A 4801-nucleotide genomic window follows, 5' to 3' on the forward strand; every position below is an offset into this window, starting at 1 on the left:
GTTTTCTTTCCGTCTAAATCCAGAATTAATTTATCAGCCAATTCAAAATTTCCTAATATAAAATCAGAGTATTTCCGTAAAGCTTCATCGTGATTTCCGGTAATATATATAACGCGGGTTCCTTGATTAGACATTTTTATAATTTGTCTCAAGACATTCATGTGAGAAGCAGGGAAATAACTTTTAGTGAAACTCCACATATCGATGATGTCTCCATTTAAAACCAAGGTTTTTGGTTGAATAGATTTTAGATATTGTAGTAATTCTTTGGCATGACATCCATATGTGCCAAGGTGTATGTCACTTATGACCACCAGCGGAATTTTTCGTTTCCTATTCATAATTAGTTTTTACTAAAGTAATTCCTCTATGTTAGGATAACGTTTCAGGATTATTATTATATCTTTTTGTTTTGTTGCTTTTATAAGCAGAACAAAATATGTTTATTACTTTAAAATTTTCTTATTTTTGAAAGATGAAAAAAACAGTGTACTTTTTTTTATTACTTCCTTTGATGATTTTGGCGCAATCCAATTTCGATAAAGGAGAAAAGCTATTCAAAGAAGAAAAATTTGATCAGGCACAGTTAGTTTTTGAATCTATTTTAAAAACTAATCCTCATGATTTAAAAACCATTGAATATTTAGGAGACATAGCCGGAAAAGATAAATCTTGGGATGCAGCGATAGGTTACTATAAAAAACTAAAACAACTCAAGCCTGTAGAAGCCAATTATTATTATAAATATGGTGGTGTTCTTGGAATGAAAGCTATAAATGGCAATAAATTCAAAGCACTTGGAATGATTGATGAGGTTAGAGGTTCTTTTGAAAAAGCAATTGCGTTGAATCCAAAGCATATTGAGGCACGTTGGGCGTTAATTGAGTTGTATATACAGTTGCCTGGAATTGTTGGTGGGAGCCAGTCTAAAGCAGTTAAGTATTCAAATGAATTAATGAAACTCTCGCCGGTAGATGGTCATCTGTCCAAGGGACATATTGACGAATATTTTAAAAGATACAAGTTAGCTGAACAAAACTACAAAAAAGCTATAGCTATTGGAGGCTCAAAAATGAGTTACCAAAAGCTCGCCAATTTGTATAGAAATAAGATGAATGATCCTGAAAAAGCTAGATTAGTTTTGGAAGAATATAAAAATAAAAGAGGGTAAAAGGTCGAAAATTAAATTTTGACTTTTTCGAATACAACAACTATAAACCATAAACTAAAATGCGTACACATTTTATAGCTATCGGTGGTAGTGCCATGCACAATCTAGCCTTAGCGTTACACAATAAAGGATATCAAGTTACAGGAAGTGATGACGCCATTTTTGAACCATCAAAATCAAGATTAGATAAAAAAGGGATTTTACCCGCAGAATTGGGTTGGTTTCCTGAAAAAATCACCTCCGATATTGAAGCTGTTATTTTAGGAATGCATGCTAAAGCTGATAATCCAGAGCTATTGAAAGCACAAGAATTAGGATTAAAAATATATTCCTATCCTGAATTCCTCTACGAACAATCCAAAAATAAAACACGCGTAGTTATAGGAGGTTCTCATGGAAAAACAACTATAACTTCAATGATTCTTCATGTGATGCATTACCATAATATTGCAGTCGATTATATGGTTGGGGCACAACTGGAAGGATTTGATACCATGGTGCATCTTACAGAGGAAAATGATTTTATCGTTTTAGAAGGGGATGAGTATTTGTCTTCGCCAATAGACAGAAGACCAAAATTTCATTTATATCAGCCTAATATTGCTTTGATTTCTGGAATTGCTTGGGATCATATTAATGTATTTCCAACGTATGAGAATTATGTAGAACAGTTTGAGATTTTTATTGATAAAATTACCAATGGTGGAATTTTGGTTTACAACGAAGATGACTCTGAAGTAAAACGTGTTGCCGAAGCCGCTACGAATCCAATCCGAAAATTAGCCTATCATACTCCAAAATATACCGTAAATGATGGCGTTACGCTTCTCGAGACGCCTGAAGGCGATATGCCCATAGAAGTTTTTGGAGCACACAATCTAAATAATTTGGCCGGAGCCAAATGGATTTGTCAGAACATGGGTGTTGATGAAGCTGATTTTTATGAAGCTATTGCCAGTTTCAAAGGAGCGTCAAAAAGGTTAGAAAAAATTGCTGAAAGCAAAACCAAAGTAGCTTACAAAGATTTTGCTCATTCTCCCAGTAAAGTTGCGGCAACTACAAAAGCGGTAAAAGAGCAATATCCAAACCGAACTTTGGTAGCTTGTTTAGAGTTGCACACCTATAGCAGTTTGAATGCTGAATTCCTAAAAGAATATGAAGGAGCGCTCGAATATGCAGATAAAGCAGTTGTTTTCTATTCACCAGATGCAGTTAAAATTAAGCAACTGGAAGAAGTGACTTACGAACAAATTGCAAATGCATTCAACAGAAAAGATTTAATTATTTATACGAATCCAAAAGATTTCAGAGACTATTTATTCAACCTAAATCTCGACAATTCAGCTTTATTGTTGATGAGTTCCGGTAACTATGGCGGATTGAATTTTGATGAAGTGAAGGAATTGATGAAATAGAAGGAATGAACAACAAAATAGAAATTATTAAAACTACGAGTGAGAATGCTGATTTTGGCGCTCTCATTACGGCATTAGATGCCAGCTTGTGGGAGCGTTACCCAGAATTAAAAACAAATTATTGGGGAAATAATGTCATAGAATTAAATCCTAATGTTGTTATTGTTTATTTTGATAACAATGCAGTTGCCTGCGGTTGTTTTAAGAAGTATGATAAAAATACAATTGAATTAAAACGTATGTTTGTCTCTCCAGAAGCAAGAGGCTTAGGCTTGGCAAAAAAAATAATACTTGAATTGGAACTTTGGGCACATGAGCTAGGTTTTTCTTGCTCTGTACTGGAAACGTTGTATAAACAAAAAGAAGCTATCGGATTATATCAGAAAGTGGGTTATACAATTATAGATAATTATGAGCCATATATAGGTTTAGAAAATAGTATTTGCATGCAGAAACAAATTTAAATCATAAGTGAATGGCCGAAAATTCCTTTTTTCCTATTACCAATTGGTCCGAAGATGACAAGCCACGAGAAAAGCTAATGCTAAAAGGCAAAAGTGCTTTGAGTGATGCAGAATTGATTGCTATTTTGATTGGCTCAGGAAGTCGGAACGAATCGGCGGTAGATTTGAGCAAAAGGATTTTAGGAAGTGTCAGTAATAATTTGAATGCGTTAGGGAAATTATCGATTTCTCAATTGACAAATTTTAAAGGGATTGGCGAAGCGAAAGCAATTTCGATTATTGCCGCTTTAGAACTTGGGAGGCGAAGAAGGTCAGAGGATGCTGTTGAGCTAACAAAAATTACTTCCAGTAAAACAATTTTCGAAATCATGCAGCCTATTATTGGTGAATTGCCACACGAGGAATTTTGGATTGTATATTTGAATAATTCAAACAAAGTCATTTCAAAATCACAACTCAGTAAAGGCGGTATAACTGGAACTTTGGTAGATGTGAGATTGGTTTTTAAAATGGCACTGGAAATGGGGGCAACGGGATTAATATTATGCCACAATCATCCCTCAGGAACATTGATTCCGAGTGATGCGGATAAACAAATTACAAAGAAGTTAAAAATAGCCGGAGACAGTTTGGAAATAAAAGTACTAGACCATCTTATCGTGACGGAGGCTAATTATTTTTGTTTTGTTGATGAAGGGATATTTTAGAAAATAAAAATGAAAAATACGAATATAAAAGATGTTTTCTTTGATTTAGATCATACGCTTTGGGATTTTGATAGGAATTCTGAATTGACATTTGAGGCTATTTTCAATAAAAATCATCCAACAATTGAAACGAAAGATTTCATTGAAAAATACGTTCCAATAAATCAGGCCTGTTGGAAGTTATATCAATATGATAAAATCACACATGCAGAATTGCGTTATAATAGACTAAAGCATTCATTTGACGCTATAGACTACATAATTTCTGATGAAGAAATTGATTCAATAGCAAATGATTACATTCGGTTTTTACCAGAGAATAATCATCTTTTTGATGGTGCAATTGAGCTGTTGGATTATCTGAAGCCGAAATATAATTTGCATATAATTACGAATGGTTTTGCGGACGTTCAGTTTAAAAAATTAAATAATTCAAAAATCGGTTCTTATTTTCATTCCATTACTAATTCTGAAATGGCGGGAGTAAAAAAACCAAATCCTATTATTTTTAGATATGCATTAGATTTGGCTAAGGCGCAAAAAGAATTTAGTATTATGATTGGTGATTGCCTTGAGGCTGATGTGCAAGGAGCGCTTGATGCAGGATTAGATGCTATTTTCTTTAATGGCAGTAATGTCCAAGTGGAACAAAATATTAAACAAGTCAGTCATTTATTAGAACTAAAGAAATACTTATAATTATGAAAAAAGCAACTTTAATTTTTTTACTGTTGATTGGAAGTTACGGTTTTTCGCAATCAGTAAATGATTATAGATCGGTGATAATTCCATTAAAATTTGATTTCACTAAAACAGAAAATCAATACCGTCTGGCAACTTTGTCAAAGTTTAATTTAAATAAGGCAGGGTTTGATGCTTATTATACTAATGAAACAATTGGTAGTGAATTCAATAACAGATGTAGTTTGCTGTATTTTGATGTAGTAAAAGAAAAATCATTTTTGACCACAAAACTTCATGTCGTTTTTAAGGACTGTAACGAGAAAATTATTTTTCAATCGGTAACAGGAATAAGTAAAGAAA

General features: G+C 33.2%; 6 protein-coding genes and 1 pseudogene. 6 read left to right on the forward strand and 1 reads right to left on the reverse strand.

Annotated elements, in window-relative coordinates; translation table 11 throughout:
* On the reverse strand, positions 1-341 hold a 341-nt coding region (locus ACH2BP_RS05490), incomplete at its 3' end, for a UDP-2,3-diacylglucosamine diphosphatase (RefSeq protein WP_395057798.1).
* Positions 342-475: 134 nt separating this feature from the next.
* On the opposite strand from ACH2BP_RS05490, the gene ACH2BP_RS05495 reads away from it, so the two are divergent.
* The 6 genes and pseudogenes from ACH2BP_RS05495 to ACH2BP_RS05520 form a co-directional block, all read left to right on the forward strand.
* A complete protein-coding gene (locus ACH2BP_RS05495) occupies positions 476-1171 on the forward strand; it encodes a tetratricopeptide repeat protein (RefSeq protein ID WP_395057800.1) in 696 nt (231 codons plus the stop codon).
* A 59-nt stretch (positions 1172-1230) separates the two neighbouring features.
* Positions 1231-2586: a UDP-N-acetylmuramate--L-alanine ligase gene (gene murC / locus ACH2BP_RS05500; RefSeq protein WP_395057802.1), complete on the forward strand. Its 1356-nt coding sequence runs from the start codon at positions 1231-1233 to the stop codon at positions 2584-2586.
* Positions 2587-2591: 5 nt separating this feature from the next.
* Complete coding sequence (locus ACH2BP_RS05505; RefSeq protein WP_395057804.1) at positions 2592-3050, forward strand: GNAT family N-acetyltransferase; 459 nt, start codon at positions 2592-2594, stop codon at positions 3048-3050.
* Positions 3051-3061: 11 nt separating this feature from the next.
* On the forward strand, positions 3062-3757 hold the full coding sequence (gene radC, locus ACH2BP_RS05510) for a DNA repair protein RadC (protein ID WP_395057806.1): 696 nt from the start codon (positions 3062-3064) through the stop codon (positions 3755-3757).
* Between the two features lie 9 nt (positions 3758-3766).
* Positions 3767-4456 carry a YjjG family noncanonical pyrimidine nucleotidase gene (locus ACH2BP_RS05515; RefSeq protein ID WP_395057808.1) on the forward strand — a complete coding sequence of 230 codons (690 nt, stop codon included), beginning with the start codon at positions 3767-3769 and terminating at the stop codon, positions 4454-4456.
* 2 nt (positions 4457-4458) lie between these two features.
* Positions 4459-4801 (forward strand): annotated as a pseudogene (locus tag ACH2BP_RS05520) (hypothetical protein); the annotation flags it as partial.

The sequence above is a fragment of the Flavobacterium sp. genome, assembly GCF_043756175.1.
Taxonomy (GTDB): domain Bacteria; phylum Bacteroidota; class Bacteroidia; order Flavobacteriales; family Flavobacteriaceae; genus Flavobacterium.

Excerpts from the sequence above, each read along its gene's own strand:
- radC (WP_395057806.1), top strand. The coding sequence starts at position 3,062 with ATGGCCGAAAATTCCTTTTTTCCTATTACCAATTGGTCCGAAGATGAC.
- murC (WP_395057802.1), top strand. The coding sequence starts at position 1,231 with ATGCGTACACATTTTATAGCTATCGGTGGTAGTGCCATGCACAATCTA.
- ACH2BP_RS05515 (WP_395057808.1), top strand. The coding sequence starts at position 3,767 with ATGAAAAATACGAATATAAAAGATGTTTTCTTTGATTTAGATCATACG.
- ACH2BP_RS05495 (WP_395057800.1), top strand. The coding sequence starts at position 476 with ATGAAAAAAACAGTGTACTTTTTTTTATTACTTCCTTTGATGATTTTG.
- ACH2BP_RS05505 (WP_395057804.1), top strand. The coding sequence starts at position 2,592 with ATGAACAACAAAATAGAAATTATTAAAACTACGAGTGAGAATGCTGAT.